This is a genomic window from Pseudomonas sp. J380, assembly GCF_009827115.1.
Taxonomy (GTDB): domain Bacteria; phylum Pseudomonadota; class Gammaproteobacteria; order Pseudomonadales; family Pseudomonadaceae; genus Aquipseudomonas; species Aquipseudomonas paracarnis.
In genome coordinates this window covers 5,949,673-5,975,438 of the sequence record NZ_CP043060.1, presented here as the reverse complement: position 1 = coordinate 5,975,438, position 25,766 = coordinate 5,949,673, and the positions used below count along the sequence as shown (strand labels likewise).

The 25,766-nt window shown below is 60.9% G+C and carries 28 protein-coding genes and 1 riboswitch; of the genes, 9 read left to right on the top strand and 19 right to left on the bottom strand.

Features of this window, described 5'->3' with window-relative positions:
• Positions 1-139: 139 nt before the first annotated feature.
• Positions 140-463 carry a hypothetical protein gene (locus FXO12_RS27350; protein WP_034128342.1) on the bottom strand — a complete coding sequence of 108 codons (324 nt, stop codon included), beginning with the start codon at positions 461-463 and terminating at the stop codon, positions 140-142.
• Between the two features lie 457 nt (positions 464-920).
• Here FXO12_RS27350 and FXO12_RS27345 point away from each other — a divergent pair, with 457 nt between their 5' ends.
• From FXO12_RS27345 to FXO12_RS27330, 4 genes are all read left to right on the top strand, one after another.
• Positions 921-1,226, top strand: coding sequence for a hypothetical protein (locus FXO12_RS27345; RefSeq protein ID WP_034128341.1), 306 nt, complete (start codon positions 921-923; stop codon positions 1,224-1,226).
• A gap of 444 nt (positions 1,227-1,670) precedes the next feature.
• Complete coding sequence (locus FXO12_RS27340) at positions 1,671-1,895, top strand: hypothetical protein (RefSeq protein WP_034128340.1); 225 nt, start codon at positions 1,671-1,673, stop codon at positions 1,893-1,895.
• Positions 1,896-2,173: 278 nt separating this feature from the next.
• A complete protein-coding gene (locus FXO12_RS27335; protein ID WP_034128339.1) occupies positions 2,174-2,656 on the top strand; it encodes a hypothetical protein in 483 nt (160 codons plus the stop codon).
• Between the two features lie 145 nt (positions 2,657-2,801).
• The gene (locus FXO12_RS27330) at positions 2,802-4,079 is read left to right on the top strand and encodes an OmpP1/FadL family transporter (RefSeq protein WP_003193026.1); all 1,278 of its coding nucleotides are present in this window, start codon (positions 2,802-2,804) and stop codon (positions 4,077-4,079) included.
• A gap of 64 nt (positions 4,080-4,143) precedes the next feature.
• Here the strand turns inward: FXO12_RS27330 and FXO12_RS27325 are convergent, their stop codons facing one another.
• From FXO12_RS27325 to cobO, 13 genes are all read right to left on the bottom strand, one after another.
• Positions 4,144-4,695 (bottom strand): glutathione peroxidase, encoded by a 552-nt coding sequence (locus tag FXO12_RS27325; protein WP_034128338.1) that lies wholly within the window; start codon positions 4,693-4,695, stop codon positions 4,144-4,146.
• 150 nt (positions 4,696-4,845) lie between these two features.
• Positions 4,846-6,054, bottom strand: a complete 1,209-nt coding sequence (locus tag FXO12_RS27320; RefSeq protein WP_014719382.1) for an MFS transporter — start codon at positions 6,052-6,054, stop codon at positions 4,846-4,848.
• 54 nt (positions 6,055-6,108) lie between these two features.
• Positions 6,109-6,513: a MarR family winged helix-turn-helix transcriptional regulator gene (locus tag FXO12_RS27315; RefSeq protein WP_034128336.1), complete on the bottom strand. Its 405-nt coding sequence runs from the start codon at positions 6,511-6,513 to the stop codon at positions 6,109-6,111.
• A 42-nt stretch (positions 6,514-6,555) separates the two neighbouring features.
• Positions 6,556-7,284, bottom strand: a complete 729-nt coding sequence (locus FXO12_RS27310) for an adenosylcobinamide-GDP ribazoletransferase (protein WP_054920193.1) — start codon at positions 7,282-7,284, stop codon at positions 6,556-6,558.
• Positions 7,285-7,286: 2 nt separating this feature from the next.
• On the bottom strand, positions 7,287-7,862 hold the full coding sequence (cobC, locus tag FXO12_RS27305) for an alpha-ribazole phosphatase family protein (protein WP_034128334.1): 576 nt from the start codon (positions 7,860-7,862) through the stop codon (positions 7,287-7,289).
• Entirely contained in the window at positions 7,859-8,914 is a 1,056-nt protein-coding gene (cobT, locus tag FXO12_RS27300; protein ID WP_057976926.1) for a nicotinate-nucleotide--dimethylbenzimidazole phosphoribosyltransferase, read from the bottom strand. Before cobT ends, cobC begins: the two co-directional genes overlap by 4 nt.
• Positions 8,911-9,432, bottom strand: coding sequence for a bifunctional adenosylcobinamide kinase/adenosylcobinamide-phosphate guanylyltransferase (gene cobU, locus FXO12_RS27295; protein ID WP_034128332.1), 522 nt, complete (start codon positions 9,430-9,432; stop codon positions 8,911-8,913). Before cobU ends, cobT begins: the two co-directional genes overlap by 4 nt.
• A 538-nt stretch (positions 9,433-9,970) precedes the next feature.
• Positions 9,971-11,422 (bottom strand): cobyric acid synthase, encoded by a 1,452-nt coding sequence (locus FXO12_RS27290; RefSeq protein ID WP_057976924.1) that lies wholly within the window; start codon positions 11,420-11,422, stop codon positions 9,971-9,973.
• Complete coding sequence (gene cobD, locus FXO12_RS27285; protein WP_057976922.1) at positions 11,419-12,408, bottom strand: threonine-phosphate decarboxylase CobD; 990 nt, start codon at positions 12,406-12,408, stop codon at positions 11,419-11,421. Before cobD ends, FXO12_RS27290 begins: the two co-directional genes overlap by 4 nt.
• Positions 12,401-13,309 carry an adenosylcobinamide-phosphate synthase CbiB gene (cbiB, locus tag FXO12_RS27280; protein WP_054899034.1) on the bottom strand — a complete coding sequence of 303 codons (909 nt, stop codon included), beginning with the start codon at positions 13,307-13,309 and terminating at the stop codon, positions 12,401-12,403. Before cbiB ends, cobD begins: the two co-directional genes overlap by 8 nt.
• The gene (gene bluB / locus FXO12_RS27275) at positions 13,306-13,956 is read right to left on the bottom strand and encodes a 5,6-dimethylbenzimidazole synthase (protein WP_057976920.1); all 651 of its coding nucleotides are present in this window, start codon (positions 13,954-13,956) and stop codon (positions 13,306-13,308) included. Before bluB ends, cbiB begins: the two co-directional genes overlap by 4 nt.
• Entirely contained in the window at positions 13,953-15,335 is a 1,383-nt protein-coding gene (locus tag FXO12_RS27270) for a cobyrinate a,c-diamide synthase (protein ID WP_057976918.1), read from the bottom strand. The genes bluB and FXO12_RS27270 overlap by 4 nt, the downstream gene beginning before the upstream one ends.
• On the bottom strand, positions 15,332-15,943 hold the full coding sequence (gene cobO, locus FXO12_RS27265; protein WP_034128326.1) for a cob(I)yrinic acid a,c-diamide adenosyltransferase: 612 nt from the start codon (positions 15,941-15,943) through the stop codon (positions 15,332-15,334). Before cobO ends, FXO12_RS27270 begins: the two co-directional genes overlap by 4 nt.
• Before the next feature lie 78 nt (positions 15,944-16,021).
• Positions 16,022-16,269, bottom strand: a riboswitch (cobalamin riboswitch).
• Between the two features lie 99 nt (positions 16,270-16,368).
• Between cobO and FXO12_RS27260 the strand changes: the two genes are divergently transcribed.
• Positions 16,369-17,682: a sorbosone dehydrogenase family protein gene (locus FXO12_RS27260; protein ID WP_057976917.1), complete on the top strand. Its 1,314-nt coding sequence runs from the start codon at positions 16,369-16,371 to the stop codon at positions 17,680-17,682.
• A gap of 123 nt (positions 17,683-17,805) precedes the next feature.
• On the opposite strand, the gene FXO12_RS27255 is transcribed toward FXO12_RS27260, so the two are convergent.
• From FXO12_RS27255 to FXO12_RS27235, 5 genes are all read right to left on the bottom strand, one after another.
• Entirely contained in the window at positions 17,806-18,345 is a 540-nt protein-coding gene (locus tag FXO12_RS27255; RefSeq protein WP_003193049.1) for a C40 family peptidase, read from the bottom strand.
• A gap of 144 nt (positions 18,346-18,489) precedes the next feature.
• Positions 18,490-19,119: a C40 family peptidase gene (locus FXO12_RS27250; protein WP_003193051.1), complete on the bottom strand. Its 630-nt coding sequence runs from the start codon at positions 19,117-19,119 to the stop codon at positions 18,490-18,492.
• A 209-nt stretch (positions 19,120-19,328) separates the two neighbouring features.
• Positions 19,329-20,033, bottom strand: a complete 705-nt coding sequence (gene hda / locus FXO12_RS27245; protein WP_014719395.1) for a DnaA regulatory inactivator Hda — start codon at positions 20,031-20,033, stop codon at positions 19,329-19,331.
• Positions 20,034-20,238: 205 nt separating this feature from the next.
• Positions 20,239-21,312, bottom strand: coding sequence for an AI-2E family transporter (locus FXO12_RS27240; protein WP_014719396.1), 1,074 nt, complete (start codon positions 21,310-21,312; stop codon positions 20,239-20,241).
• Positions 21,313-21,367: 55 nt separating this feature from the next.
• A complete protein-coding gene (locus tag FXO12_RS27235) occupies positions 21,368-22,408 on the bottom strand; it encodes a DUF2066 domain-containing protein (protein WP_057976915.1) in 1,041 nt (346 codons plus the stop codon).
• A gap of 341 nt (positions 22,409-22,749) precedes the next feature.
• On the opposite strand from FXO12_RS27235, the gene purM reads away from it, so the two are divergent.
• The 4 genes from purM (at position 22,750) to FXO12_RS27215 (ending at position 25,732) form a co-directional block, all read left to right on the top strand.
• Positions 22,750-23,808: a phosphoribosylformylglycinamidine cyclo-ligase gene (purM, locus tag FXO12_RS27230; RefSeq protein WP_014719398.1), complete on the top strand. Its 1,059-nt coding sequence runs from the start codon at positions 22,750-22,752 to the stop codon at positions 23,806-23,808.
• Positions 23,808-24,458 (top strand): phosphoribosylglycinamide formyltransferase, encoded by a 651-nt coding sequence (gene purN / locus FXO12_RS27225; protein ID WP_057976913.1) that lies wholly within the window; start codon positions 23,808-23,810, stop codon positions 24,456-24,458. Before purM ends, purN begins: the two co-directional genes overlap by 1 nt.
• An 8-nt stretch (positions 24,459-24,466) precedes the next feature.
• Positions 24,467-25,180 carry a DUF3108 domain-containing protein gene (locus tag FXO12_RS27220; protein WP_014719399.1) on the top strand — a complete coding sequence of 238 codons (714 nt, stop codon included), beginning with the start codon at positions 24,467-24,469 and terminating at the stop codon, positions 25,178-25,180.
• 363 nt (positions 25,181-25,543) lie between these two features.
• Positions 25,544-25,732 carry a hypothetical protein gene (locus FXO12_RS27215; protein WP_003193064.1) on the top strand — a complete coding sequence of 63 codons (189 nt, stop codon included), beginning with the start codon at positions 25,544-25,546 and terminating at the stop codon, positions 25,730-25,732.
• The last annotated feature ends 34 nt before the right edge of the window (positions 25,733-25,766 follow it).

The following is a 25,766-nucleotide window of genomic DNA, read 5'->3' as shown; positions in this document are numbered from 1 at the left end:
GAGTTGCCAGCACAGCGCCAGTAGCGGCACGGCTGCACCCACAAGACCCAAGGCGATACTGGTCCAGTCAAACACCATAGCCATTTCTGCCATCACCGAAAAAGATCAAGGTTAACCAAGCCTAAGGCCGGAGGACAGCTCAGTCTTCGACCTGCCCCAGTTCGCGCTGGGCGCGACGGTCGCCGGCGCGGGCAGCCGAACGCAACAAATCGTGGCCGATGCGCCGGTCACGGGCATTTCCGCACTCGCGGCACATCAGTTGGCCAAGACGGCTCTGAGCGGCCACCACGCCTTCGCGGGCGGGCTGCTTGAGCAAGCGTCCGGCGAGATGCTTGATATTGGTGCTCTGCCCCAGGCGCGGGCTGTCGAGCAGCCACAATGCGACCTTCAAGGAAAAACGCTTGGGTGCGGTAACAGTTTGGGGCGTGTCGGTAACAGAAGGTGATACTGAGCGAAACTTCATAAAGCACTGTGGGGCAGAACGGAAGGCGCGCCACTCTACTCTTTTTTTCGTACAGGTAAAGCTGAAAAAACCGTGCACGCCCGTCCTAGAGCAAGCGCTCGGGACAATCCACAGAAGCTGTGGATAACTCAGTGGACAACCCCCCTAGAACAGGCGCAAAGCCCCATGGAACGGGGGCCGCAGTCAAACTGACGATTTTTTCACCAATAAAAAAAAGCGAGATTTTTCATTGACTTAAATTTTGATTACAGGCAAATGGGCGCACTTGCACACCAGTGACAGCAGGGTTACACCCTTGGCCACAAATGTGCACAAGTCCCGATCGACTGGTTATATCGGCGGCGTTTTTTGATTCAACACCGGTTAAACATGTTACTGACCGGGCAAACCCGAGGGCTTTTCAAATCCGCCTCGGCTCGCCACACTGCGCCACCGACAATGCAAACCAGTAGGGCCGATGAAAGGAATTCTGTTATTCGCCGGGCTGCTACTGGCCATCTGCGCGACCTCCCTGGGAATCAATGCTGCGCTCCCCTCTCCGGACGGCGCACTGTTCGCCATTGCTATCTTGCTGTCAGCCGCCTTTACCGCCGTGGTCCTGTGCATCGAACTCAGTGACGGAAAGATCAATGACATGCGCGAAGTGATCCACATGATCGAGACCGGCCAGTCCTTGCGATTGACGCTCGCCGCCTATGGGCTGGGGTGCGCCCTGGCCGCGTCCATGACCGTACTGGTCTATCGCGAGTTGCTCGGCGGCTGATCGAAGTTTTTTTTGAAATCGGCCTTCCCTTCCCTGTTTCAATCCGTTACTATCCGCGGCGTTAGTACCAAGCTGAAAGTCAATTCTGGTCGAATACGTCCCCTGAACCACATGGGATCGGCCACCTCGATGGTTTCCAGGTATTCCTTGCGACGACACTGCCTTTGAACAAGCAAAGGGTGGCGCGAAGTTCCAATACTCTGACCGAACCAACCTGCAAATTGATCAGGATCTTCACCCCGGGCCCAGAACCTTTGCCCCTGTTGTGTTGCCTGCCCTCCTAAGTACCTACCTGCCAGCCCAAGCGCGCCTAATTCCATAGCGCTTCAAACTGGCTGCTTTGTTCCAGTCGGGTTCTTCGTTTGATCAATGGTGATCAGCGTTACTGGAACGTTTTAACGTTGCACGGTTCTTATCCGTGTCATTTGTAGGAACACCAATAATATGAACGCTCAAATCCACACTCAGGATGCCATTCGCGCCCTCACCAACGCTTTTGCCCCAATGAACTGCCTGATCATGGCTGCTCGCAAAGGCTGCTTCAGCTTCACCCTGGTCAACGAACACGGCATCGCTCGTCACAGCGAACGCCTGTACCCCGATCAATACTCCAGCGCAGAACCGCTGCAGGCCGTGATCGATCGTACCCGTCAGGCACTGACCGCCTGATCGACCCGCGTCGCTGAAACCTCAAAAACCCTGTTTGAACAACAGGGTTTTTTATTGCCTGGAATTTGGCCTTGAGTCCGTGGCGCTAAGTACAAATCGATATAAACGTTATAACCGATTGCAGAAGATGTTTTAAAAACAGTCCTTTACATCAGGAATATGACACTACACTTCAAGTCAAGCGGCATGATCCGCTTACGACGGGCCTGAGATCCGATTCATTGCTGCCAAGCCCCCCTTCTCAGGCTCGTCCACTCTTTGTAAGGACTGAGGCTCGTATGGGTATTGCCGCCAGTGAATTGTGTCGCTATGTGATCCGGCCGACGCTGATGTACCTCGGCCGTCACAGCTCGACAGCCGAATCCCTGCTGCTGGGCATTGCCGCCAGCCAGTCAGAACTGGGCTCGGCGCTGCATGACCGGCGCGGCCATGGCCTCTACAGCATCACCGAACCACGTCACCGCGCCCTCTGGGATGACTACCTGGCCCTTGACCCGGAACGCGCCAGCCTGGTGCGCGGGCTGGCCAGCCAACATGCGTTCCTCAGCGCGCCTCAGTTGGAGTTGACCGTGAACCTGCGCTACGCCACGGCCATCGCCTGGTTACTGGTGGAACAACAACGCCCTGCCCTTCCCGCACCCGGCGATGTGCTGGCCATGGCGCGTATCTGGAAAGAAATATTCCATCCACAAGGCCGCCTGCGAGATTTCACCCAAGCGTGGCAAACCTGTGTAAGCCCCCTGAAACAGGCAGCTTGCTGACCGGGCAAATTGCAAGATTCGGCAAAAAACGGCAATTTTGGTCGGATTGTCCTACAAAACCGCTCTATCTCCTGCATTACAGCCTATAGCGCGATGTGAAATTTATTGATACTTTCCGCAGCGGTGATCACACGGAGTTCTAATAATGAAAAAAGTAATGCTCAAGACCACACTTAGCCTCGCCGTTGCCATGGCATCCTCCCAATTGTTCGCCAGCGGCTTTGCCCTCAACGAACAGAGCGTCAGCGGGATGGGTACCGGTTTCGCAGGTCGCTCTTCTTCTGCCGATGATGCGAGCACTGTGTTCGGTAACCCTGCCGGTATGGCACGCCTGGAAGGCCAACAGATCACCGGTGGCGTTGCAGCCATTGATGCCTCCACCGATATCAGCAATGTCAGCGGCCGCTCCGCTGGCAGCAACAAAGGCGATATGGTGCCTTTCACTGCCGTGCCTTTCGGTTTCTACACCAATAAGCTCAACGACCAGTGGGCTGTCGGCTTCGGCGTCTATGCGCCGTTCGGCCTGGTAACCGACTACGAAAGCGGCTTCCAGGGCCGTGGCTTTGGCAGCAAGAGCGAAGTGAAAGTCATCACCTTGCAACCGACCGTCAGCTACGCCTTCAACGACCGCGTTTCCGTGGGTTTTGGCCCGACCATCAACCGCATTGCCGGCACCCTGGAATCGGACCTGACGCTGAACCCTCGCGCGCCAGACACCAATATCAAGATCAAGGGTGACGACACCGCGCTGGGCTTCAACATCGGCGTACTGGTCCAAGCCACCGATACCACCCGTGTCGGCCTGACCTACCACTCCAAGGTCAGCTACAAGCTGGACGGCCACACCGAAGTCACCGCACCGACCGCGACCTCGCCGTTCCTGCGCAGCAACCGCTATGACGCCTCGCTGAAAATCGACACACCTGAGTCCTACGACCTGTCCGTCACTCAAGACCTGACCGACGCGTGGAAACTCTATGCCGGTGCAACCTGGACACGCTGGAGCCGCCTGAAAGACATCACCGTCAAGAACGAAGGCGTCAGCGGCGCTACTGGCGGCGCGCTTGCCCCAGGCTTGGTCAGCACAATCAAGGAAGACCAGAACTGGCACGACACCTGGGCCTACGCCGTAGGTACTTCGTACCAGCTCACCAAGCAAGTGGTACTGCGTACCGGCCTGACATTCGACCAGTCGCCTACCAACAACACGGATCGCTCACCGCGCATCCCGACCGGCGACCGTACTATCTTCAGCCTGGGCCTGGGCTACCAGGTCATGGATAACATGACCATCGACCTGGCCTACTCCTACCTGAAGGAAGAGGACGTCAAGATCTCGCGCTCCAACCAATTGGCCAGCTACAACGCCAAGTATGAAAACAGCGCCAACGGTTTCGGCTTGGGCATGACCTACAAGTTCTAACCGCAGTCGTATAAAAAAGCCCCGCTCTCCTGTGAAGGAGGCGGGGCTTTTGTTTGGCTGGCGGTCAGGGTTTGGAAGCCAATGCCTGTTCCACCGCCTTGATCAGCTCCGGACTGTCCGGCTTGGTCAGGCTGGAAAAACTGGCAACCAGATTGCCCTGGCGATCCACTACATACTTGTAGAAGTTCCACTTGGGCGCGGCGTCGGCCTGCTGTGCAAGCACCTTGAACAGGTGCACCGCATCCGGCCCCTTGACCTTCTGCGGCTCGGTCATGGTGAAGGTCACGCCATAATTCACGTAGCAGACCTTGGCGGTTTCTTCCCCGGTCTTGGCTTCCTGTTTGAAGTCATCGGACGGCACGCCGATCACTTCCAGACCTTCGCCCTTGTAGCGCTGATACAACGCTTCCAGGCCCTTGAATTGCGGGGCAAAGCCGCAGAAGCTCGCCGTGTTGACGATCACCAAGGGTTTGCCAGCGAATTGCTGGCACAGGTCGATGGATTCCTTGGCCCGCAGCTTGGGCAGTTGGCCCTCCAGCAACGGTGGGCAACTGGCGGCCATCGCCACGCTGCCAATAGCCATCAGGACGGGTACAGCGAGCCAGCGCATCTGCATGTCAAAAGTCCTTGAGTCAGTTCAGACCCACAACTTAGCAGATCGCCATGCCCAGTTGCATCAACGCCAGGCCGCCCCCTTGCCAACCCCACCAGGCCAGCAGCAACAACCCCAGCCCCACAGCCAACAGCATAAGACGCGCTGTCATGCTCATGCCGCCTCCATCTGCGCCTGAATGCGCGCCACCGGCCGCTCACGCACCGGCCAATTCAGCGCGGCGGCAAGCAGGCTGAGCAAAATTGCCACCTGCCAGATCAAATCGTAGCTGCCGGTTCGATCATAGACCACCCCGCCCAGCCACCCGCCGAGGAACGAGCCCAGTTGGTGGAACAGGAACACGATCCCGCCGAGCATCGAGAGGTTGCGCACCCCAAACAGGGTCGCGACGGTGCCATTGGTCAGCGGCACCGTGGACAACCACAGGAATCCCATCGCCATGCCAAACAGATACGCCGTGACTTCGGTGACCGGCGCCCACAGGAACAACACAATCACTACCGCCCGCAACAGATACAAGCCGGTGAGCAGACGCGGCTTGGACATGCGGCCACCGAGCCAACCCGCCGTGTAGGTGCCAAATACGTTGAACAGGCCAATCAAGGCCAGCACCGTGGTGCCCACCGTGGCCGGCAGGTGCTGGTCGACCAGGTACGCCGGCAAGTGCACACCGATAAAAACCACTTGGAAACCGCACACAAAAAAGCCGAAGGACAGCAGCCAGAAGCCGGAGTGGGAGCAGGCCTCTTTCAGCGCTTCGCCCAGGGTTTGCTGGCCCACCGTGACCGCCAGCGGCCGGTCCTTGAGCATGGCGACCAGCGGCAGGATCAACGCCACCATCAAGCCCAGCGCCAGCAAGGCGGCCGACCAGCCCAGCCAACCAATCAAGCCGAGGGTGCCGGGCACCATGGCGAACTGGCCGAACGAGCCGGCGGCGCTGGCAATGCCCATGGCCATGCTGCGTTTTTCTGGCGCAACGGCGCGGCCAACCACGCCGAGAATCACCGAGAACGAGGTGCCGGACAGGCCAATGCCAATCAGCAAACCTGCGCTCAACGACAGTGACCACGCGGAGTCGGACATGCCCATGAGCACCAGGCCGACGGCGTACAACACCCCGCCGACAAACACCGCCTTGGTCGCGCCGAAACGGTCGGCCAAGGCCCCGGTAAATGGCTGCGCCAAGCCCCAGATCAGATTCTGCAAGGCGATGGCAAAGGCAAAGGTTTCACGCCCCCAACCGAATTCGCTGCTCATCGGCGCCAGGAACAGGCCAAAGCCATGCCGTACGCCCAAGGACAACGCCAGGATCAGCGCACTCCCTAAAAGGACCCAACCACTGGTGCGCCACATCGAGGTCATTTCTTATTCTCCGTTCGCGGGTATATACCCGCTTGTAGTCGAACAAACCGCCATTCAGGCGAGTTCATCCAGCAAGGCCAACAACATTTCGCGCTTTTCGGCGCCGAGCTTATCAATCAATTTCTGTTGCGCCGCTTCCCAAGCCGGTAACGCGGCAGTCAGCCGCTCTTGCCCTGTGGCAGTCAACACCACCAGGCGGTTGCGCAAATCGTCACCCTCGACCAACTGCACCAGCCCCTCACCTTCCAGGACGCGCAGGTTGCGCCCCAGGGTGCTGCGATCCAGGCCCATGGCGTCCGCCAGGCTGGAAATGCTCGGCTGGTCGAGACGCTGCAGGTTGCACAACAGAGAATACTGGGCAACGTTGATCCCGAAGCCGTCGAGAGCGCCGTCGTAGTGCCTGCTGACGCCACGGGCAGCGCGTCGCAGGTTGGTGCATAAACATTGGGAGGCAAGCATAGAGCGTGTATATACCCGGAGTTAATCAATTGCAAGAAAGCGTTACAACGCCAGCCCGACCAGCACCGCGACTTCAAGCAGCTCCAGCAGTGCGCCAGCAGTGTCGCCCGTGGTACCGCCCAGACGCTTGACCATCAACTGGCGCAGCCACACGAAACACAGTGCCGCCAGCAACACCGCGATGCCGCCGCTGAAACCGCCGATCAGAATGCAGGCCAACCCGCTGAGGATCAGCACCTGTTGGCCGACAATTCGCGGCAGATGGTCTGACAGTGCCTGACCCAATCCGCCCGCCCGCACATAGCGCGTGCTGAGAAACAGCGCCAGCATCGAAGCGCGTCCGATCAGGGGCGCCAGGATCAACGCGGCGCCATTGTGTTGTTCGATCAATGCCACCAGCGCGCTGAACTTGAGTAGCAGCACCAAGCCCAGGGTGACCACCGCAATCGGGCCGCTGCGCGGGTCTTTCATGATGCTGAGGGTGCGCTCGCGGTCGCCAAAACCACCCAGCCAAGCATCGGCGCTGTCGGCCAGGCCGTCCAGGTGCAGGCCACCGCTGAGCAACACCCAGGCTGTGAGCAGCAACGCGGCGTGCAACAGCAACGGGGCGCCCTGCAACACCTGGTTGAGGCCCCATAACAGCACGCCGAACAGCAACCCAACCAGCGGATAAAACAACAACGAACGGCCCAGTTCTTGAGGTTGCGGCATGCCCGGCAAGCGAATGGGCAGGCTGCTGAGAAATTGCAGGGCGATCCAGAACGGCAGCATCGTCAGAGTCCTTCCTTCAACACACCATCGGCTTCAACCTGCAGGCCGAACAAGGCACCGTGACCCACTTCAACATTCAGCAGTTGCTCACGGGGCAACCCTCGCGCCTGAGCCAGCAGCAGGCGCATCACACCGCCATGACTGACCAACAGCACCCGCTGGCCCGCGTACGCCTGATGCAGCCGGGCGACAGCGCCAAGCACGCGCTCGGAAAACTGGATGACAGGCTCACCCTCCGGCGGCGTGAAGCCATAGGGGTTGGCCCAGAACAAGCCCAGCCCTTCGGCATCGGTATCCATCAACGCGGCCGCACTCTGCCCTTCCCAGGCGCCGAAGTGAAGCTCCTGCAAGTCAGGCTCCAGACTCACCGGCAAATCAAGTTGCGTCCCCAGCTCCCGGGCGAACAGAGCGCAGCGTTGCAGCGGCGAGCTGATCAGCCGATCCCAGGGCCCTTGCCCCACCACTGCGTCGCGCATCTGCTGCCAGCCGTTGGCGGTCAGCGCATCGTCCAGGCTGCCACGCAGGCCGCCGCCCAGCTCGGTTTCGCCGTGGCGCAGCAGGTCCAGGCGCAAGGTCATGCGGGGCGATCCGCCACGGCGGCTTCGGCGAAGGTCGCCATCTGCCCGTGCAGCGCGCATGCCAGACGCAACAAGGGCACCGCCAACGCCGCGCCGCTGCCTTCGCCCAGCCGCAGGCCCAGTTCCAGCAACGGTTGCGCATCGAGGCTGTGCAGCACATGGCGATGACCCGGCTCGGCACCCCGATGGCCGAACACCAGCCATTCGCGGCATGCCGGGTTCAAGCGCACCGCCACCAGCGCGGCCACGCTGCAGATGAACCCATCCACCAGCACCACCATGCCTTCCTGGGCGCAGGCCAGGTAGGCGCCAACCAAGGCTGCAATTTCAAAACCGCCGAGATTGAACAGGGTTTGCAACGCATCGCCGCGCTGACCGGCGTGCAACGCCAAGGCGCGCTCGATGACCGCGACCTTATGGCTGACCCCTGCGGCGTTCAAACCGGTACCAGGGCCTGTAAGGTCAGTGACCTGGCAATCCAGCAATGCGCAGGCCAAGGCACTGGCGGCGGTGGTGTTACCGATGCCCATCTCGCCGCCGATAAACAGCTGCGCGCCGCCTGCCAGGGCGCGGTGTGCGCTGTCTCGCCCGGCTTGCAGGGCCAGTTGCCCCTGAGACTGAGTCATCGCCGGGCCATGCACGAAATTGGCCGTGCCCGCGCCGATATTCAGGTGACGAACGCCGGGCAAATCCAGGGACGGCGTGACCGTCCCAAGGTCAACCACTTCCAATTGCGCTTCCAGTTGCCGCGCCAACACACTGATTGCCGCACCACCGGTGACAAAGTTTTGCAGCATCTGCCCGGTCACCGCCTGGGGAAATGCCGACACGCCTTCAGCGACCACGCCGTGATCGCCGGCAAAAATCACGATCCACAGGTGATCCACCGACGGTTTGACCTGGCCCTGCAAACCCGCCAACCGCACCGCCAGGGCCTCCAACTGGCCGAGGGAGCCAGCGGGCTTGGTCAACTGCTGCTGACGCGCCAGCGCCTGTTCGTGGGCTGTGGCATTCACCGTCTTGCAGGGGTTGAGCCACCAGGAGTCGGTCATAACGCAGTACCTTTCAAAGTCAGGGGCAGGCCGGCAACCGTCAGCACAACGCGCTGACATTGCTCGGCCAAGGCTTGATGCAGCCAACCGGCTTCATCCACATAACGGCGAGTCAATTCGCCCAGCGGCACGACACCCAGACCGGTCTCGTTGCTGACAAAAATGATTTCTCCCGGCAGCGAAGCCAGGGTTTGCAACAGTTGATCACGCTCGCACGCAAGGCGCGCCGGGTCTTCGAGCATCAGAAGATTGGTGAGCCATAAGGTCAGGCAATCCACCAGCAGGCAGCGATCAGTGGCGGCGTTTTCCTGTAGCACACGCGCTAGGTCGATGGGCTCTTCAACCAGGCCCCAATGGTCGGGACGACGCTGGCGGTGCAAAGTGACACGCTCGTTCATCTCACCGTCGAGCGGCTGGCTGGTGGCGATATAAATGACGGCAAGCCCGCTCTCTGCGGCAAGCTTTTCGGCCAGGCGGCTCTTGCCCGAACGGGCGCCGCCGAGGATCAATTGATACATGCAAAGGCCCCTGGCAAACGATGTGGCGAGGGAGCTTGCTCCCGTGACGGCCTGACAGCCGACGCTGATCCAGCTGACGCACCGCGACCCAAATGTGGGAGCTGGCTTGCCTGCGAAGACGGCCTGACAGTCAACACAGTTGGACCGTGTACATATCCATTTCTGCGGTAACGGCCACTTAGGGTTCCGCTTTTACAGCGGCTCACTTTTGAAAAGCGCAAAAGTAAGCAAAACGCTCTTGCCCCACCACTCGGCACCTCGCCTAGGCTCGGTGTGCCCGTAATCCGACAGGGATTTTGGGGGCCGCCGCCACGCGCCATCCATGGCGCGGGGCGGCTAAACCGGCATCCCTGCCGGTTTACCCCCCAAATCCCTGTCGAATTCCGGCCAGCGTGGTTTAACGGGGCGCCTAAGATCAAAAGCAGATCAAGAGCGGCTCGCTTCGCATCGTGGTTACCGTTGAGCACTACAGCGTTGTGCAGATACACATGGCTATCGCAGGCAAGCCAGCTCCCACAGTTGGATGGTGTGAACACCGTCAGATCCCACATAGCTTGCGCAACAAATCGGTGTCCAAGTGGTGCTCCACCAAGTCCGCCAACCGCTCGATATCGCGCTCGCGCAAGCCGTGATAATCCACCTCTTGCACATCCTGCAACCCGGCCCAACGCAGCAACGCGCTGCACGCAGCCGGGGTCTCGAACAGGCCGTGCAGGTAGGTGCCTAGAATTTGCCCATCGGGGCTCTGCGCGCCATCGCTGCGGCCATCGTCCAGCAATACCGCAGCGCTTGCCAAGGCAGCGCCGCAGGTCACCCCCGCATGGATTTCATAACCGCTGACGTCGGCACCTTCCAATACCAGACGCCCACGCACATTGCGCAGTTGTTTCTCTTGTTCCAGGGTGGTGCTGAACGCCAGCAACCCAAGGCCGGCACTGGAGCCCGCAAGCCCCTCCAGGCCCAATGGGTCATGGACTTGCTCGCCGAGCATCTGCAAGCCGCCGCAGATCCCCAGTACCTTGCCGCCATAACGCATATGCCGCGCCACGGCAGTATCCCAGCCGTTGGCACGCAGATAGGCCAGGTCACTGCGCACGCTTTTCGAGCCCGGCAGGATGATCAGGTCAGCAGCAGGTATCGCCTGGCCCGGCCCGACGAACTGCAAGTCCACCTGGGGGTGCAAGCGCAGCGGGTCGAAGTCGGTATGGTTGCTGATGCGCGGCAGCACCGGCACCACCACCTTGAGCACCTGGGCGGCCTTGTCGATCTGGCGCTGGTCGATGCCGTCTTCCGCCTCCAGGTGCAGGTCCATCACGTAGGGCAGCACGCCGACGACCGGTTTGCCGGTGCGCGCTTCGAGCCAGTCCAGGCCTGGTTGCAGCAACGCGATATCGCCGCGAAAACGGTTGATGATGAAGCCCTTGACCCGCGCCTGCTCACTGGGCGACAGCAGCTCCAGGGTGCCGACCAGATGGGCGAACACGCCGCCGCGGTTGATGTCCGAGATCAACAGCACCGGGCAGTCCACCGCTTCGGCGAAGCCCATGTTGGCAATGTCATTGGCACGCAGGTTGATCTCGGCCGGTGAGCCCGCGCCTTCGACGATCACCACCGGGTAGGCCTGGCTCAAACGCGTGTGGGAGGCCAGCACCGCTTGCATCGCAATGGCTTTGTAGTCGTGATAGGCCACAGCATTCATGCTGGTGACAGCACGGCCATGGATGATCACTTGGGAGCCAGTGTCGCTGTTGGGCTTGAGCAACACCGGGTTCATGTCGGTGTGGGGTGCCAGGTTGGCAGCCTGGGCCTGCACCGCCTGGGCACGGCCGATCTCGCCGCCTTCGGCGGTCACCGCGCTGTTGAGCGCCATGTTCTGCGGCTTGAACGGCGCCACCGCGACGCCCTGGCGTACCAGCCAGCGACACAGCGCAGTCACCAGGGTGCTTTTACCGGCGTCGGAGGTGGTGCCCTGCACCATCAACGTGGTCATGTGGCGTCCTTGTAGGCGGCCAGGGCTTCGTCAAGGCGCAGCCAGTCGGCGTCGGTGCCGGGCAGGCCCAAGCGCACGCTGCTGTTGTGCACAAACAAGCGCAGCAGGATGCCGCGTTGGGCCATGAACTCGTACAGCCGTTCAGCGTGGGGGGTAATCAACCACTGGAACAATGCGCAGCCACCGTGAGGTTGAAGGCCGCGGCGCTCAAGCAACTCGAACAGACGCTGGCCGGCTGCGATGCAACGACTGCGCTGGCGCGCATGCCCGTCGGTGTCGCGCAGGCACACTTGGCCCAGCACCCGCGTCGGACCACTGACAGCCCAGGGCCCGACCTGTTCGGCCAACAGCTTGAGCAACTTGCGCTCGGCCAGCACAAAGCCCAGGCGCACGCCGGCCAGGCCGAAGAACTTGCCGAATGAGCGCAGCACGATCAAGCCGACCTGATCGGCATGGCTGGCCAGGCTCAAGTCCGGGGTCACGTCAATGAATGCCTCGTCCACCACCAGCCAGCCACCGCGCTGGGCCAGCCGCGCATGCCAGTCCAGCAGGCGTTGCGGGCTCAGGCTCAAGCCGGTGGGGTTGTTGGGGTTGACCACGACCAGCACGTCGAGGCTGTCGAGAAAGAAGTCGACTTCCTGCTCCTGCACTTCACGCACCACATAACCGGCACGGCGCCAGGCTTCGGCGTGCTCGGCGTAACAGGGCGAAAGCACGCCGACCTTACCGGAACGACGCAGTCGCGGCAGCAGTTGGATCGCTGCCTGGGAACCCGGCACCGGCAGCAACGGGCCGGCACCGTAATACTCGCTGGCAGCCTTCTCCAAGCCGTCATCGGTTTCCGGCAAGCGCGCCCAGGCACGCAAGGGAATCTGGGGAATCGGCCACGGCCAGGGCGCCAGGCCGCTGGACAGGTCGAGCCAATCCGCTTCGGCAATGCCGTACTCAATCGCGGCCTTACGCAGCCGACCACCATGTTCAAGCATAGATTTGCGCCCCCACGCACAGGACCAGCAGCCACAGCCACACGCCGCGCTGCACCAGTTGCCAGCCGCGATCAATGGAATCGGCGTCGGCCGGCGGGCCTTCGCCCAATGGCGGGCGCTGATGCACCTCGCCGTGATAAATCGCCGCGCCGCCGAGCTCCACACCCAAGGCACCGGCCCCTGCCGCCATCACCGGGCCGGCGTTGGGGCTGTCCCAGGTCGGCCCCTGGGTGCGCCAGCATTTGAGCGCCAGGCGGGTTTTACCCAATAGCGCGTAGGTTAAAGCCACCAAGCGCGCAGGAATATAGTTGAGCACATCATCGATCCTGGCGGCTGCCCAACCGAAGCGCTCAAAGCGCTCATTGCGATAGCCCCACATGGCGTCCAGGGTGTTGCTCAGACGATAGAGCACCACGCCCGGCACACCGGCCACCACGAACCAGAACAACGCGGCGAATACCGCATCGCTGCCGTTCTCCAGCACCGATTCGGTGGCTGCGCGCGCGACTTCAGTACGGTCCAGTTCGCTGGTCTGGCGGCTGACCAGGTAACTCACACGCGTGCGCGCTTCGTCCAGGTCATCACGGCGCAGAGCCTGGGCCACTGGCATCACGTGCTCGCCCAGGCTGCGCATGCCCAAGGCGCAGTACAGCGCCAGGATCTCCAGCAGCCAGCCGATATAAGGCGCCCAAGACAACGCCGTGGCCAGCAGGGTCAGCGGCACCACCGCGATAAACCACGCGGTCACACCATGGCTGCGCCAGCCACGCCCGCCAGTATTGAAACGTTGCTCGATGCGCCCGGCGAAATTGCCGAACGCCACCAGCGGATGCCAGCGCCTGGGCTCACCCAGCAGCGCATCCAGCGCCACCGCAGCGACACACAGCAAGGCCACACTCATTGACTCACTCCCCACTTGTTTTCATACAGCATGTCACTTAGCGGTCGCGGCTCGGCCCAGCCCTCGAGCTGCAACATCGGTGCCGGGTAAAACTCTGCCACCGGGCCCAGGCACAACACCGCCAGGGGCTTTGCACCGGGTGGCAAACCCAGCAACTCGGCCAGGGCCTGGGGGTCGAACAGCGAAACCCAGCCCATGCCCAACCCTTCCACGCGCGCCGCCAGCCACAGGTTCTGGATGGCGCAGGAGAGCGAGGCCATGTCCATTTCCGGCAAGGTGCGGCGCCCGAAAATGTGGCGCTCACGATCGTCCATCAAGGCGGCGACCAGTACCTCGGCGCAGTCGCTGATGCCTTCGACCTTGAGCTTCATGAACGCATCGGAGCGCTCGCCCAAAGCTTCGGCGGTGCGCACGCGCTCTTCTTCCACCAACTGTTGAATCTGGCTGCGCAACGAACGGTCGCTGATGCGGATAAAACGCCACGGCTGCATCAGGCCGACACTTGGCGCCTGGTGCGCGGCGTGGAGCAGGCGTTGCAGCAGTTCAGGCGCGACGCTGCCACCGCGGAAGTGGCGCATGTCGCGGCGTTCGGCGATGGCGCGATAGACGGCCTCGCGATCGGCTTGGGGGAAAGCGTTTTCAGTCATGGCCTCATCGGGGGCAAGCCCCCACCCACATTTGGAATGCATTCCCCTGTGGGAGCTGGCTTGCCTGCGATAGCTGTCTCAAGGTCTGGCGCGAACAACGCGGCCACCGCGCCAGGATTCGACGGAAAATAAAAGTGCACATAGGACGCCGTCATCCGCCCTTGTCGATAGACCGCCTCGGCACCGCGCCCACCGTTAGGGCTAAGCCCACGGGCAATCGGCTCCCATTCGGTACTGGTCAGAGAATGATGATAGGTATGCCCACGCAAGGTCCCCTCCGGCAGCTCGACACTTTGCAGCGCCAGGGCCGCGAGTTTCTTCTGCATCACCGCATCGCCTTGCAACAAGCCAACCAGTTCGGCGCGTGTACCGTCCACATCGGTCAAGGAGTCGAGCAGATAGAGCATGCCGCCACATTCAGCGAGCAGTGGCTTGCCAGCGGCGTGATGAGCACGAATTGCGCCCAGCATCGAGGTATTGGCCGACAATGCCTGGTGGTGCAGTTCCGGATAGCCGCCGGGCAGATAGAGGCTGTCAGCTTGAGGCAATTGGCGATCATGGATCGGTGAAAAGAACTTCAACTCGGCGCCCATCGCCCGCAGCAAATCCAGGCTGGCGCCGTAGGTAAAGGCAAAGGCTTCGTCACGGGCCACGGCAATCCGCACACCGGCCAGCAAGGGCTCGGCCTCGACCACTTGCGGCGCGGCAAAGGTCACCGGCGGCGGCAGGGCCACTTCGCAACTGCTGCCCAACGCCTGGGCGGCAGCATCCAAGCGTATATCAAGGTCATTCAGTTCGCTGGCTTGCACCAGGCCCAGGTGGCGGCTGGGCAGTTCGATGCCGGTCTCACGGGATAACGCGCCGTACCAACGCAAGCCCTCGGTGAGGCTGCCTTCAAGCAATTGCGCATGGCGCAGGGTGCCGACGCGATTGGCCAGCACGCCGGCGAACGGCAGGTCGGGCTGATAGCGCGCCAGCCCCAGCGCCAAAGCGCCGAACGTCTGGGCCATGGCGGTGCCATCGATCACGCCCAGCACCGGTACACCGAAGTGCCGCGCCAGGTCAGCGCTGGAAGGCGTGCCGTCGAACAGGCCCATCACGCCTTCGATGAGGATCAGGTCAGCCTCCCCCGCTGCCTCCCAGAGCAGGCGGCGGCTTTCCTGCTCGCCCACCATCCACATGTCCAACTGGTACACCGGCGCGCCACTGGCACGCTCGTGGATCATCGGGTCGAGAAAGTCCGGCCCGCATTTGAACACGCGCACCTTGCGTCCCAGGTTGCGGTGCAAACGGGCGAGCGCGGCGGTGACCGTGGTTTTGCCCTGGCCGGACGCCGGAGCGGCGATCAATACGGCCGGGCAATGACGGGGCTGATTCAAAGTTCGACGCCTTTCTGTGCCTTGATACCGGCCTGGAACGCGTGCTTGAGCATGCCCATTTCGGTGACGGTGTCGCCCATTTCGATCAGCTCAGGCTTGGCGCCACGGCCGGTGACCACCACATGCTGCATGGGCGGGCGGGCTTGCAGGTCGCTGAGTACCTGGTCCAGGTCAAGGTAACCGTGCTTGAGGGCGATGTTCAGTTCATCCAGCACCACCAAGCCGATAGAGGGGTCATTCAACATGGCCCGGGACACCGCCCAAGCCGCTTCGGCAGCGGCGATATCGCGCTGGCGATCCTGGGTTTCCCAGGTGAAGCCTTCGCCCATCACATGAAAGTGCACCTGCTCGGGGAAGCGGCGGAAAAACAATTCTTCGCCGGTGCTGTTACGCCCCTTGATGAACTGCACCACACCGCATTGCATGCCATGCCCCATGGCCCGGGCCAACATGCCGAACGCCGAACTGCTCTTGCCTTTGCCGTTGCCGGTCAGCACCAGCAGCAGGCCGCACTCATTGGGGGAATTGGCGATGCGCTCGTCAATCACGGCTTTTTTGCGCAGCATGCGCGCCAAGTGGCGTTCGTCGCGGTCGGGGGAATCAGTCATGGCAGCTCTCCGTTGGGGCTGGACAAAAACGGCGGGCAGGAAAAAGAAAAAACAGACAGCCAAGCATCGCCCACCGTGATGCTGTTGGATGATCCAGGCCGGTCTCCGGGCTCATGAGTGGCGCTTTTGATAGCAAGCAGCCGAGGGTGCGCCTTCCCATATCGCACGCGATACAGTGGCAAACAGCACCGTCTTGACTCATTTACCGTTGCGGGGGCAGCGCCGGAATCGCGGCGGCACTGTGTACAAGTGCGCTCACTCACCGGCTTCCCTGTTTCACTCTGTCGACGCGCGCGCCACAGAGCACCTGGAACAAGCCGCGAAGGTTAGTGGGTTGGGGGTGGAGCGTCAATTAAAGCTGGCCTTGTACTTGAACCATCTGCCGTTCGTGCTTCTCTACCCCTACAGGTATCAAGGAGAAAACCATGCCTAAAACCCGACTCGCCCTACTGATCATGCTTGCAGGCAGCCTCGCCGCGTGCGGCGAAAGCTCGACCCTGCAGGTCGCCGATGGCACCGGGCCCTCGCCCAGGCTGCCGGAGCCGAACAAGACGCTGATCCCCACCGTCAATATCGCCCCGGCCATCGGCTGGCCCGAAGGCGCCAAGCCCATCGCCGCCGCCGGTACCCAAGTGGCCGCGTTCGCCGAAGGCCTGGATCATCCGCGCTGGCTCTACGTGCTGCCCAACGGCGACGTGCTGGTGGCCGAGACCAATGCACCGCCCAAGCCGGACGATGCCAAAGGCGTACGTGGCTGGGTGATGGAAAAGGTCATGGATCGCGCTGGCGCCGGGGTGCCGAGCCCGAACCGTATTACCTTGCTGCGCGATGCCGACCATGACGGTGTGGCAGAAACTCGCACGGTGTTCCTGGAGAACCTCAATTCGCCGTTTGGCATGACCTTGGTGGGCAACGACCTGTATGTGGCCGATTCGGATAAGTTGCTGCGCTTCCCCTATCAGCCGGGTGAAACCGCAATCACCTCCCCAGGCACCAAGGTGGTGGATTTACCCGGTGGCCCCTTGAACCACCACTGGACCAAAAATGTGGTGGCCAGCCAGGACGGCAGCAAGCTGTACGTGAGCGTCGGCTCCAACAGCAACGTCGGCGAAAACGGCCTGGAAGCCGAACAGGGCCGCGCCGCCATTTGGGAAGTCGACCGCGCCAGCGGCCAACACCGCATTTTTGCCTCCGGCCTGCGCAACCCCAACGGCATGGCGTGGGAGCCACAGAGCGGCAAGCTGTGGACGGCGGTCAACGAACGCGATGAGATCGGCAGTGACCTGGTGCCGGATTACATCACCTCGGTCAAGGATGGCGGCTTCTACGGCTGGCCTTTCAGTTATTACGGCCAGCATGTGGATGTGCGTGTCACCCCGCAGAACCTGGACATGGTCGCCAAGGCCATCGCTCCCGACTATGCGGTAGGCCCTCATACTGCGTCGCTGGGGCTGACCTTCGCCGAGGGCAGCAAACTGCCCGCTCCCTTCAGTAATGGCGCATTTATCGGCCAGCATGGTTCCTGGAACCGCAAGCCGCACAGTGGCTACAAGGTGATTTTCGTTCCCTTCGAAGGGGGCCAGCCGAAAGGGCAACCGGTGGATGTGCTGACGGGGTTTCTTGATAGCGATGAGAAAGCCATGGGCCGGCCGGTCGGCGTGGTGATAGATCAGCAGGGGGATTTGCTGGTGGCCGATGATGTGGGCAATAAGGTTTGGCGGGTGTCGGCTGTTAAGTAAATAACCACATACCAATGTGGGAGCGGGCTTGCCCGCGATTACGGTGACCCAGCCAACTAAGCCGTTGACTGACACACTGCATTCGCGGGCAAGCCCGCTCCCACATTTTGGAGTTTTATTGATTCAGGGATTACGCGCCAGATTCCCTGGCAACACGCGCTTGGCGCTCAGGTAGGCATTCTGCCAATACGCTTTGGATAGCGTATCCAGCTTCACCGTACCGCCGGTCTGCGGTGCATGCACGAAGCGCCCTTCGCCCACATAGATGCCCGCATGGCTGACCCGCGAACCACCACCGGTGGCGAAGAACAGCAGGTCGCCGGTTTGCAGGTTTTGTTCGCTGACGTCCTGGGCACGCATCACGATCAATTCACGGGTAGTGCGCGGCAATGAGATGCCGGCAGCGTCGCGGAATACAAAGCCGATCAGGCCACTGCAATCAAACCCCGAGTCCGGTGTGTTGCCGCCCCAGCGGTAAGGTGTGCCGACCAGGCCCAGCGCACGAAAGAGCACGTCTTCGGCAGCAGGCGAGAAATTCTGGGTGGCATAGTTGAACACTGGCTTAGGCTTGACCGCGACAGGCGCGGGCGGCGGTGTACGACTGGCGCAGGCGCTGAGCAGCGCGGCGCAAACAATAAGCATCAGGCGGGCCGAGGTCGACATGTGCAGAACAATCCTGGTCTGGATGCGGCTTTCGCTGCCGAACGTTGAAAACCAGAACGCGCAAGCAAAGCTCGCGCGAACGGATGACAACAATGTCCAGGGATTCTAGCGCTTACACGTCAAACTTCAAGTATCACTTTAACTTTACTTACTAGCGGTAACCGTAGTCGGAGCCATGGCGAGTGCACGCTTGGCTTCGATGAAGGTTTTGCTCCAGTAGCTGTCACCCAGGTTATCGACCCGAACACCACCACTGCGGCGGCTGCTGGAGTGGATAAATTGGTTATCGCCCAGGTAGATACCGGCGTGACTGACACGACCGCGGCCACTGGTACTAAAGAAAAGCAGATCACCGGGCTTGAGGTTGTTGCGTGCGACCAACGGTGCATTCACGTTGATCATCTCGCGTGTAGAGCGCGGCAGATTCATGCCGGCTTCTTCACGAAACAGGTAGCCAATGAACCCACTGCAATCAAAACCGGCTTCAGAGGTGCCGCCGAAACGGTAACGGGTACCGATCAAGGACATGCCGCGCTCAAGGATGCTATCGGCCAGAAGAGGCAGTTGGTAAGGCTTGCTGTCAGAGAACTCGGCGAGTTCTTTTTCGGTTGCCACCTCTTCTTCATAAACAGAAGCAGACTGTGCAGCAACGAACTTTGCCTGATTTTGAACCTGTGGTTTTTGCTGTTCTGCCACCTGCTGAGGGTGGGAGGCGCAACCAAACAACAGGGTAACGAGTGCGAGAGGCACGAGGGGTGCGAAGCGATTTAGCATGGGCACGACCGTGGCTGATGTGTAAAGAAGCCGAGACTATGCCCTCTATCACATCGATTTGCAAATTCAATCGCGATCTATGTGACTTATCGTTTCGACTATGCCATCTAAGCCGTGATTCCATTTCTCGCTTCAGTTGCGTAGCCCTTCGGGCTCAAACGCAGGTTTTCTGACGCCTTGAAAATGCCGATACACGGAAAATCAAGACCTTACCAGCCCAAGGTTTCTTTCAGGAAAGGGATCGTCAATTTTCTTTGTGCCTGCAAGGAAGCCTGGTCGAGTTGCTCAAGCAAATCGAACAGCGCGCTCATGCTGCGGGTGCCACGGGTGAGGATAAAGTGCCCGACTTCGTCGGTCAGGTGCAGGCCACGACGGGAAGCGCGCAGTTGCAGCGCACGCAGCTTGTCCTCATCGGATAACGGACGCATCTGGAAGATCAACGCCAGGGTCAGGCGCGACTTGAGGTCAGCCAGCTTCACCGGCAGTTCACGCGGCGAGGTGGACGCGGCGATCAGCAAGCGCCGGCCGCTGTCGCGGAGGCGGTTGAACAGATGAAACAGCGCCTCTTCCCACTCCGGCTTGCCGGCCACTGCCTGCAGGTCGTCGAGACACACCAGTTCATATTGCTCAAGGTTATCGAAGATGCCGATCCCGCGGTCCATCAACTCGGCCAAGGGCAGGTAGACCGCCGGCTCGCCCGTCTGCTCGAAACGCAGGCACGCGGCCTGCAGCAGGTGGGTACGCCCCACGCCATGCTTGCCCCACAGATAGATCAGGCTTTCAGTCCACCCGGCGTCGGCTTCGCAAAGCCGCTCCACATAGCCGAGTGCAGCGGCATTGGCGCCTGGGTAGTAGTTGATAAAGGTAGCGTCATCACGCAGACGCACACCTAGGGGCAGCTGAATCGGTTTCATGCTGACTGAACGGCTCCCATCGAACCGTTAGTGGCCTCTATGTAAAGTTTGCAAAGTTTATACCCGTGACGCCGGGCGCACAATGCAGCAGACCACAAGCAAAATCAAAGGTTTGCGTTAACCCGGAGGTTTTACGCAGTTTGTTTGACGCACGCCGGGGCCAGAAACAACAAACCCGGCCAGGGCCGGGTTTGTGACACCGCGATTACAACTCGGGCTCATCCACCCCGGTATACACGTCCGAATCCTTGTACAGGTCGTGCACATGGCGCACCAGCACCATGATCACCGCCGCCACCGGCAGCGCCAACAGGATGCCGGTGAAGCCGAACAGCTCGCCACCCGCCAAAATCGCAAAGATCACTGCCACAGGGTGCAGGCCGATCCGATCGCCCACCAGCAGTGGCGTCAGCACCATGCCTTCCAAGGCCTGGCCCACCATGAACACTGCGACAATCCCCAGCATCGGGTACAGGTCGCCGCCGAACTGGAACAGCCCGGCCACCAGCGCCGCACCGATGCCGATCACAAAGCCCATGTAGGGCACGATGGCCGCCAGGCCCGCGATCAAGCCGATCAACAGCCCCAGCTCCAGGCCGATCGCCATCAGGCCGGCAGCGTAAATCACTCCCAGGGCCAGCATCACCAGCAACTGGCCACGTACGAACGCCCCCAATACCTCATGACACTCCGCTGCCAGGGAAACAACACGCTCTTCCCGGTCGCGGGGGAGCAGGCTGCGGATCTTGGCCATCATTATGTCCCAGTCTCGCAGCAGGTAGAACGCCACCACCGGGATCAGCACCAGGTTGGTCAACCAGCCGATCAGCGCCAGGCTCGACGCAGTCGCCTGGCTGAGCACCACCGTGACGATATCGGTGGTCTTGTCCATGTGCTCGCTGATAGCTGCCTTGACCTTGTCGAACTTCCAGAAGCCATCCGCCAGCCCGAACTTGGACTGGGCCCACGGCATCGCCGTGTGCTGCAACCAGTCGAGCATCTGCGGCGCCAGCTCATAGAGGCGAAACAACTGCTTGGCCAACATTGGCACCAATATCAACACCAGCGCCGTGATGATCAACGTGAACAGCGCAAACACCGTGATCACGCCCCAGGTGCGCGACATGCCGACTTTTTCCAGGCGATCCACCACGGGATCGAACAGATAGGCGAGCAGTAGCGCCACCAGGAACGGCGTCAGGATCGAATGCAGCAAGAACACAAAACCGCACAGCAGGACAATCCCGCCAAGCCACACCCAACGACGCGTATCCGCCATAAACCACTCCATCTGTTTTTTACGCCCTTCTTCTATATAGAAGGAGGACCACTAGTTACCAACGAAAACGCAGTTGCGCCTGGGGCTCAGGTGCAACAGCCGATTGCGTGCCACCGATCACGGCTGGCTGGGCCGGGGCTTCGCCAGCAGGAATTTCCTGCAGCTTGGCCAGGCTCAATTGGGTGCGCAATTGTTCGGCGCTGCCATTGACGCGATACACAATCCGGTTGCCATCCACCCACTGCGGCTGGCCGCCAAAGGGCTCCAACAAACGACCCAGGGCGGCGTAGCGCTCAAGGTTCATGCCTTGTACTTCAAGCAATTGCTCAGTGCTCACGCCCGGCTTGACCGCAAAGCGTGGCGCCAGCTTTTGGCTGACCGCCAGCAATACCGCATCGGCGAGCGCGGCAGTGTCAGCGCCTTGGGCGGTGCCCTCCTCAGCCTTGTCGCCCAGCCACAGGCGCCATTTGGCCTGCCATTGACTGCCTTCCTGGCGCGCATGCACCGCCAGCAAAGCATCGGCACCGTAACGCTCGGAGGCTGCGCGCAAAGGCGTGGCGTCGGGGCTTTCAAGATTCGGCGCGGTGGCGACTACCTGTTCATCCAGGTCTCCCAACGGCAAGCGCAGCGGCAGCCCCCTGTGTTGCGCGGCTCGGCGCAGGGCCTGGGCAACGGCCTGGCCATCGCCGACCAGGCTGCTGCCTTCAGTTGAATCGTTCAGCCACCAACCCAGGATCGACGGCCGGTTGCTGCCCCAGATCGACAGGCCGGCATCACGCAAGGCGCGATCGGTGCTGACCGGGTCGAAGTCCACTTGCAGGCTTTCCGGCGGGCCGGCGTCGTAGCCGTACTGGCTGATGATTTGTTGCGGGTCTTTGCGGATCGCTGCCAGGCCCGGGCCATCGGCGGCCTTGGCGTCGCCGGTCAGGCGGATCACCAGGGTCTGCACGGCACGCTGGGTGGCCTGGTCGCGCTCTTGGGGCGACTGGCTGCTGACCGGTTCAAGTACTTGATAGAGGCCATTGAGGGTTTCGGCATGACTCGCCAGGCTGACCAACGACAAACAGCCCACAAAGAAGAATTTACACAGACGCATGGAAGATTCCCGAACGACAAATTTAGCGGTTGGAACAGACCGCGTGATCTCGGTTTGGCAAGGCTGTGACACAGCGACCGGTAAAACATTCACAGGGTCCCGGTAAGTTTTCATACTGTCATAACGCTAGCGAGCTCAAGGCTATACCTTAATACGCACGATTACCGGCCCGATTTGCATTTTTTTGAGCTCATATGCCCTGCCCGTCGGCCCGAGGATGGCCGCTGCCCCTCAAGCCTGATAAAATCGCGCGCCTTCGCAGACCGTCAACGGCAGGGCCCTTTCCAAAAGCCCCCGCCCGCCCGGTCGTTACCCAGAAATCCCCCCTAAAGGCCTGGATCATGAGCAAGCAACCCTCCCTGAGCTACAAGGACGCCGGTGTAGACATCGACGCCGGTGAAGCATTGGTCGAACGCATCAAGAGCGTCGCCAAGCGCACTGCGCGCCCTGAAGTCATGGGTGGCCTGGGCGGTTTTGGCGCCCTCTGCGAAATCCCGGCCGGCTACAAGCAGCCTGTACTGGTGTCCGGCACCGACGGCGTAGGCACCAAGCTGCGCCTGGCCCTGAACCTGAACAAGCACGACAGCATCGGCATCGATCTGGTCGCCATGTGCGTCAACGACCTGGTGGTGTGCGGCGCCGAGCCGCTGTTCTTCCTCGACTACTACGCCACCGGCAAGCTCAATGTCGAGACCGCGACCCAGGTCGTGACCGGCATCGGCGCCGGCTGCGAATTGTCGGGTTGCTCCCTGGTCGGCGGTGAAACCGCTGAAATGCCAGGCATGTACGAAGGCGAAGACTACGACCTGGCCGGCTTCTGTGTCGGTGTGGTGGAAAAAGCCGAGATCATCGACGGCTCCAAAGTAGCTGCTGGTGACGCCCTGCTCGCCCTGCCATCGTCCGGCCCGCACTCCAACGGCTACTCGCTGATCCGCAAGATCATCGAAGTGTCCGGCGCCGACATCGAGAACATCCAGCTCGACGGCAAGCCACTGACCGACCTGTTGATGGCGCCCACCCGCATCTACGTCAAGCCACTGCTCAAGCTGATCAAGGACACCGGCGCTGTCAAGGCCATGGCCCACATCACCGGTGGCGGCCTGCTGGACAACATCCCGCGCGTCCTGCCAAAAGGCGCCCAGGCGATTGTCGACGTGGCCAGCTGGCAGCGCCCGGCAGTCTTCGATTGGCTGCAGGAAAAAGGCAACGTCAACGAAACCGAAATGCACCGCGTGCTGAACTGCGGCGTAGGCATGGTGATCTGCGTCGCGCAGGAACACGTTGAAACCGCGTTGAACGTGCTGCGTGAAGCCGGCGAACAACCTTGGGTCATTGGCCAGATCGCCACTGCTGCCGAAGGCGCAGCCCAGGTTGAACTGAAGAACCTCAAGGCTCACTGATGCCCCAGACCTGTGATGTCGTGGTGCTGCTTTCCGGCACCGGCAGTAACTTGCAGGCCCTGATCGACAGCACGCGCACCGGCGACAGCCCGGTGCGCATCGCTGCGGTGATTTCCAACCGCAGCGACGCCTACGGTCTGCAACGCGCCCGAGACGCGGGTATCGACACCCGCGCCCTGGATCACAAGGCGTTCGAAGGTCGCGAGGCCTTCGACAGCGCCTTGATCGAACTGATCGACGCCTTCAACCCCAAACTTGTTGTCCTTGCCGGTTTCATGCGCATCCTCAGCGCAGACTTCGTCCGGCACTACGAAGGGCGCCTGCTCAATATCCACCCCTCCCTGCTGCCCAAGTACAAAGGCATGCACACCCACCAGCGCGCTCTCGACGCCGGCGACCGTGAACATGGCTGCAGCGTGCACTTTGTGACCGAGGAACTCGATGGCGGGCCTCTGGTCGTACAGGCAGTGGTTCCGGTAGAGTCAGGCGACTCGGCGCAGACGCTTGCGCAACGGGTTCATACCCAGGAACACAGGATTTACCCGCTGGCTGTTCGCTGGTTTGCCGAAGGACGGTTGATTCTTGGCGACCAGGGTGCATTATTGGACGGCCAGTTACTCGCGGCCAGCGGCCACTTGATTCGAACCTAGGAGATTTTATGCGTCGCGCCCTGCTTTTCGCTTTTGCGCTGTTCGCTTTGCCTGCCGTACAAGCGGCAGACCTTCACCCCTTCTCCGTCAGCTACACCGCCGACTGGAAACAACTGCCCATGAGCGGTTCGGCTGAACGCAGCCTGAGCAAGAATGGCGACGGTACCTGGACCTTGAATTTCAAGGCCTCGATGATGATTGCCAGCCTGACCGAAACCAGTGTGATCCTGTTCGACAAGGACACCCTGCAACCCAAGAGCTACAGCTTCGAACGCGGCGGCCTGGGCAAGGCGAAGAAGATCAACCTGGACTTCGACCAGAGCGCCAAGAAAGTCACCGGCTTTGAAAACAAAGACCCGGTCAATGTCACGCTCGAAAGCGGCATGCTCGACAAGTCCACCTACCAACTTGCTCTGCAACGCGATGTTGCCGCGGGCAAGAAGAGCATGAGCTACCGCGTGGTTGAGGGTACTGATACCGATACCTACGACTTCCGCGTGATCGGCTCGGAAAAGGTCCAGACCAAGGTCGGTTCGATCGACGCGATCAAGGTCGAGCGCGTGCGCGACCCGTCGCAGAGCAAGCGCATCACGCAGATGTGGTTTGCCAAGGACCAGGGCGGCATTCTGGTTGCCCTGCGTCAGGTCGAGACTGACGGCAAGGAATACAACATCATGCTGCAGGATGGCACCGTTGACGGTAAGGCCGTCAAAGGCAGCTGATTGCTGATGCACCGAAAAGAGCCTCGCTGAATGCGGGGCTTTTTTTTGCCTGGGATTTTTAGGGGACGACACTCCCGCTATCGCAGGCAAGCCAGCTCCCACGGTGGAATGCATTCCAAGGTGGGAGCTGGCTTGCCTGCGATAGCGGTGCCGAGGTCAACCTAGCCAACCTGAACATGAAACTTTTGTCATAAAGCCGCTGCGATGGCGACGCAATGCCTTGGTTTACAAGGCTTGCAGCATTGTTGCGTTCCCCGCAATGAATTATTGCGCGCAAAATCAGTTTACTTAGCAAGCTAACAAATCATATAACAGAGGCCTGCGACGACTTGCCGCAGATCAACCAGAGATTGGAGCAAGCAGATGACTGTAAAAGTAACTGAACGCGACGATGAACATATGTCCCATGAAGCAGTAGGCCACGGGATTCACATCTGGGATGTCCATCAGCAAGACGTATTGGTCGGCATGTTTCACAACGAGAGCGACGCCCACAACTATAAAAACGAGCTCGAAACTCTCGAACTGCAACGCCAGGCAAAAAGCTCCTGAAGCTCTGAAATCATGTGGACGCCCGGCCCACGCA